The organism is Ameyamaea chiangmaiensis, from assembly GCF_013376175.1.
In the GTDB taxonomy this organism is placed as follows: Bacteria; Pseudomonadota; Alphaproteobacteria; order Acetobacterales; family Acetobacteraceae; genus Ameyamaea; species Ameyamaea chiangmaiensis.
The window spans coordinates 1-5,554 of record NZ_JABXXR010000165.1; the positions used below are offsets into that span (position 1 = coordinate 1).

At 66.6% G+C, this 5,554-nt stretch carries 4 protein-coding genes; 3 read left to right on the plus strand and 1 reads right to left on the minus strand.

Annotated features, from left to right (window positions below):
- The coding region (locus tag HUK82_RS14040; RefSeq protein WP_176614556.1) for a glycoside hydrolase family 99-like domain-containing protein at window positions 1-1,981 on the minus strand (1,981 nt) is incomplete at its 3' end.
- Window positions 1,982-2,235: 254 nt separating this feature from the next.
- Here HUK82_RS14040 and metX point away from each other — a divergent pair.
- The 3 genes from metX to HUK82_RS14055 form a co-directional block, all read left to right on the plus strand.
- Window positions 2,236-3,417, plus strand: a complete 1,182-nt coding sequence (metX, locus tag HUK82_RS14045) for a homoserine O-acetyltransferase MetX (protein ID WP_176614557.1) — start codon at window positions 2,236-2,238, stop codon at window positions 3,415-3,417.
- A 3-nt stretch (window positions 3,418-3,420) separates the two neighbouring features.
- Complete coding sequence (gene metW / locus HUK82_RS14050; RefSeq protein WP_176614558.1) at window positions 3,421-4,020, plus strand: methionine biosynthesis protein MetW; 600 nt, start codon at window positions 3,421-3,423, stop codon at window positions 4,018-4,020.
- Window positions 4,021-4,332: 312 nt separating this feature from the next.
- The coding region (locus tag HUK82_RS14055; RefSeq protein WP_176614559.1) for a DEAD/DEAH box helicase at window positions 4,333-5,554 on the plus strand (1,222 nt) is incomplete at its 3' end.

Here is a 5,554-nt window from a genome sequence, read left to right on the forward strand (position 1 = left end):
CCAGCAGGCAGACCGGCGCGACCGCCTGATAGCGATGGAGCAGGGTGCCCCCGCCCAGCAGCACGAACCGAACACACGCCCCGTGACGGGCGATCATGGCGCGCGCCACGGCGAGCAGAAGCATCTGCGCGCCGGAGGGAAACGCGTCGTGTCCGACCAGAAGAACCTTTCCGCCGGCGCGCGGCGGCCGGAACGCGGTGCACGCGCGCGCCGTCGCGTTCAGATAGGCGCTGCCGAAATGCTGGTCGGGCTCCAGATAGGCGCCCTCGGCCCATTCGTTCCATGCGTTGACGCACACGATTGCCTCGCCAAGGAACGGGGTCTCGCGGGCCTGTTCGATCAGGCCACCGAGCCATTTCTCATACAGGGCCGGCGTGCTGCCGTGCAGGACCAGCCCGCGCCCCTCGCGGCGGGCATCGTTGTCCCAGGACGGGCTGGCGGTGCGGATCAGGGGAAAGGCGGGGTGCGGCGTTGCGAGCGCATAGTCGACGACATCGCGATAGTCGTAGGCCTGACCGTCAAATTCCGGATCCAGAAGCTCCAGGTTGGCATTGATCTGCGGCACGCGGCTGGCAATGCCGTGGGGAGGGAACTCCACCGCCGCATCCAGCCCGAACGGCGCGGGATCGTCGTCACCGAACGCCTGCGCCATGACCAGGACCGGCGCTACTCCCAAGGCGGCCGCGAGACCGGCCCGCAACCGCGCGAGATAGGCGCGGGCCTCCGGGATGGCGCCGGGCCGATAGATCATCAGCAGCGGTCGCCCCGCCACGCGGATGTAGCGCGGATCGGCCATGTAGGCCGCAAGACAGGCGCACAGGGCGTCCAGATCGCCCGGTTCGTCGTAATTCTGCGCGATCAGGATTTCCTTGTCCGACCCGTCCCAGGTGCGCGTCCAGTTCTCATTCGCCCACATCAGGCAGAACGGCGCGGCGATGTCGGGGGTAGCCATCAGCGCGTCGAGCGGCTTTTCCAGAAGCCGCCGCCCGTTGAACCAGTAGAAATAATAGACGAAGCCTTCGATTCCGCTGGCCTGCGCCATGGCGATCTGACGGCGCAGGACATCGGTGGTCAGGGTGTAATGGCCGAGGTCGCGCGGAATTCGGGGCTGATAATGGCCGACGAAACGCGGCAACCCGCGTGCGACGTTGTGCCATTCGGTAAATCCCTTGCCCCACCAGAGATCGTTCTCCGCGATCGGGTGGAACTGCGGCAGGTAATAGGCCAGTACCCGCGCACGGGGCCGGATGCCCGGTGGCAGCGGTTCGTGGTCCTCGAACAGGGGGGACGGGCGTGTGTTGCGGGCGACTTCGCGCGGGATGGAGTGTTCGTGCGCGGGCAGCGCCGGGTGAACCCCAGGTTCGTTACGGTGGGCGACGTAATGCAGCAGGGGGTTTTCGTCGGGCGCGTTGGCGAGATAGCGCGCGCGATAGAATTGTGGATCGAAGGCGGGGAAAGGTTTGCGGACCTCCCGGAATCCCTGGATCATGTAATGCTCGGCCGGGTCCAGGCCGGCTTCGGCCACGTCGGGATAGGTGCGAAGGTAGAAGGCCGGGTCGAATTCCGGCACCGGGCTGACATCGCCGCGATGACGGTTCGTCAGGTAATGCGTCAGCAGCAGCATGCCCTCGGGCACGGCGTAGGTCTGGCGGTACCAGGCCGGGTCGAACCACGCGACCGGCCGCAGGCCCGCGGCCTCGCCCGTGACGATGTAATGGTAGAGCGGGTCGCCCACCACGTCGGGGTTCTGCTGGATATACCACAGCGGGTCGAAGCACGGATTGGGCCGTCGCCCCTCCCGCCAGCCATTTTCGTGGTAGTGGGCCAGCGCGCGCGGACCCAGCGGCAGAAGGTCGACATTTTCGCGCAGATAGAACTGGATGTTGAACAGGCCGGAATGGCCCAGGATCAGCAGACGGCGCTCGCGGCTGTCGTCGTGCTGGGCGAGGGGGACGCGGAACGAGGCCTGCGGCAAAGTCATTTTTTTACAAATATTTCTATCTGGTTAATGGCTAGCCGAGCCGCGCGAAAAAGCAAGGTGGATTTGACCCGGTTCCGCACTTTCAGGCCCGTCTTGCGGGTGTTGGTGTTCTTCGGGCGACACAACGGCCGGCCGGCCGGACTGCCCCGATTGCGTCCGAACCCGTGAAATGCGATACGGGACGCCCCCTGCGGGCGGGCAGGTCGCCGTCCGCCGCGACGGCACGACAGTCTCCTGCGGGATACGAGAAACCGATGACGCAACCAGACGGCGACACCCTGACGATGGAGCACCAGCACCTGGTGCTGGACGACGGGCTGGTGCTCGAATGCGGTGTGACCCTTGCACCCGTGCAGATCGCCTATCGCACATACGGCACCCTCTCGCCCACGCGCGACAATGTCGTCCTGATCTGTCACGCCCTGACCGGCGACCAGTATGTCGCCGAGACGCATCCGCTGACCGGCAAGCCGGGCTGGTGGTCGCGCCTGGTCGGTCCGGGGCGCCCGGTCGACACCGATCGTTACTACGTCGTGTGCATGAACGTTCTGGGCGGCTGCATGGGCACGACCGGGCCCAGCACGCCGCGCCCGGCTTCCGGTCAGGCGTCGCCCGAACCATGGGGCACTGACTTTCCCCCGATCACCATCGCGGACATGGTCCACGCCCAGGCCCGCGCGCTCGATGCTATGGGCATCGGGCGTCTGTTCGCGGTGATCGGCGGCTCGATGGGCGGGATGCTGGTGCTGCAATGGGCCGCGTCCTATCCCGAGCGTGTGTTCGCGGCCCTTCCGATCGCGACGTCGCCGTTTCATTCGGCGCAGAACATCGCGTTCAACGAGGTCAGTCGACAGGCGATCTTCGCCGACCCGGACTGGAACGGCGGCCGCTACTGGGCGCGCGGGGCCATCCCGGCGCGCGGGCTGGCGGTGGCGCGGATGATGGCCCACATCACCTATCTGTCCGAGGACGCGCTGACCCGCAAGTTCGGCCGCCGCGTCCGTCAGGACCCTGTGGGGCCGGCCGCCGGGCCTCTGGCGCCGGCCCCGCTGTTCGGCGAGATGTTCGAGGTCGAGAGCTACCTGCGTCATCAGGGGTCGAGCTTCGTGCGGCGTTTCGATGCCAATTCGTACCTGACGATCACCCGGGCGATGGATTATTTCGATCTCGGCGCCGAGCATGATGGCGATCTGGCGCCTGTCTTCGCGGGTACGCCCACGCGGTTCTGCGTCGTGTCGTTTTCCTCGGACTGGCTGTTTCCCACGTCGCAGGCGCGGTTTCTGGCGCGCGCGCTCAACAGCGCCGCGGCCAACGTCTCGTTCGTGGAAATCGACAGCGACAAGGGGCACGATGCCTTCCTGCTGGACGAGCCGGACCTCGATCGCACGGTGCGCGGCTTTCTGTCGGGTGCGGCCGAACATGCGGGACTGATCTGAACGATGCGCCTCGACCAACGCCTGATCGCCGAGATGATCCGCCCCGGCACCCGCGTGCTCGACGTCGGTAGTGGCGACGGCGCGCTGATCGATCATCTGTACCGTAATCGGGACTGCGATGCGCGGGGGATCGAGATCGACATGCGTGCGGTGACGCAGTCGATCGCCCACGGGCTGCCGGTGATGCATGGCGACGCGGACCACGATCTGGCCAATTATCCGGACAACTCGTTCGATTATGTCGTCCTGCAACGCACGCTCCAGGCGGTGGAAAAACCGCGCGAGGTGCTGCGTCAGATGCTGCGCATCGGGCGTTTCGCCATCGTCTCGTTCCCGAATTTCGGTCACTGGCAGCTCCGTCTCAAGCTGCTGACAACGGGGCGGATGCCCAACACCATCGTGTGGAACACGCCGTGGTACGAGACGCCGAACATCCACCCCTGCACCATTCGTGATTTCTTCGCGTTGTGCGCGGAGGAACATTACGTGGTCCAGGAGTGGATGGCGGTGGACGAGGATGGGGAACGCGCGCCGTGGCGTCGTTCGCGCCGCTTCGCCAACCTGTTCGGGGAGCAGGCGCTGTTCCTGCTGCGCCGGGCCTGATCGGTGCGCCGTGCACGATAATCGGGCCGAATCCGCTGATTTTGTCGGGAATTTTGTTGCAGCACGGGCGCGAAGCCGCTAGAAGCCGCCGCACGGACGGACCGCGCGTTCCGGTATCACATGCCGTTCAGGGCTTCGGACGCGGCCGGCAGCCCTGAAACAGGAACGACCACGCGCCTTGCCTGCCCCGTCCCTCGGACCCGTGGCCTTCGCCACGCCGCCGCGATTTTTCGATTGTTCTCTCTGCTGCCCGCTGGCGCGCCCCCGTGTGTCGCCCTGCTTGGCCGCGACCGCGCCAGGAGGCGCTCCTTCATGACGAGTTTCGCCGATCTCAAGCTTGCCGAGCCGCTTCAGCGCGCCCTGCACGAGGAAGGCTATACGACGCCGACGCCGATCCAGGCCGGTGCGATTCCGCATCTTCTGGGTGGACGCGACCTGCTGGGTCTCGCCCAGACTGGCACCGGCAAGACGGCCGCCTTTGCGCTGCCGATCCTCCATCATCTGCTGACCCATCGCCGCCCCGCCCCGGCGCGCGGCGCGCGCGCGCTGGTTCTGGCCCCCACGCGTGAGCTGGCCGCCCAGATCGACGAGAGCTTCGTCGCCTATGCCCGCCACATGCGCCTGTCGCACGCCGTGATCTTCGGTGGTGTCGGCCAGGGACGGCAGGTCGAGGCCATGCGTCGTGGCGTTGACGTTCTGGTCGCCGCCCCCGGCCGTCTGCTTGATCTGATGGGCCAGGGGCATATCGACCTCTCGGGCCTCGAGATTTTGGTCCTCGACGAGGCCGATCGCATGCTCGACATGGGTTTCGTGCGCGACATCCGCCGCATCGTGGCCCAGTTGCCGCGCGAACGTCAGACGCTGCTGTTCTCGGCCACGATGCCCAAAAGCATCGAGGAGCTGGCGCATTCGCTGCTGCGCGATCCGGCCACCGTGCAGGTGACACCGCCGTCGAGCACCGTCGACCGGATCCGTCAGGCGGTGATGTTCGTCGAAGGCGCTGACAAGAAGGCCGCGACGCTGATGCTGGTCGAAAGCCCAACCGTGGTCCGGGCCGTCGTGTTCACGCTGATGAAGCACGAGGCCAACAAGGTCGCGGAGTTCCTTAACAAGAACGGCATCACGGCCGAGGCCATCCACGGCAACAAGTCGCAGGGCGCGCGCGAGCGCGCAATGGCCGGCTTCCGCAGTGGCGCGGTGAAGGTGCTGGTCGCGACCGATATCGCCGCGCGCGGCATCGACGTCGACGATGTCTCGCATGTCTTCAACTACGATCTGCCGAATGTGCCGGAAAGCTATGTCCATCGTATCGGCCGCACGGCGCGCGCCGGTCGCGATGGCTGGGCGGTGTCCCTGTGCGACGCGGAACAGCGCGCGTGGCTGCGGGATATCGAAAAGACGATCGGCAAGCCGATCCCGGTCGTCGACGATCACCCCTATCACTCCACCGCCGCGCAGAATTCGACCATGCGTCCGCCCGTGCTGGGCGGCGGTGGCGGCGGTCGTGGACGCGGGGGCCAGCCGCAGGGGGGTC

What these genes read in the sequence shown, in the direction of transcription:
- metX (WP_176614557.1), top strand. Translation starts at nt 2,236, where the DNA reads ATGACGCAACCAGACGGCGACACCCTGACGATGGAGCACCAGCACCTG.
- metW (WP_176614558.1), top strand. Translation starts at nt 3,421, where the DNA reads ATGCGCCTCGACCAACGCCTGATCGCCGAGATGATCCGCCCCGGCACC.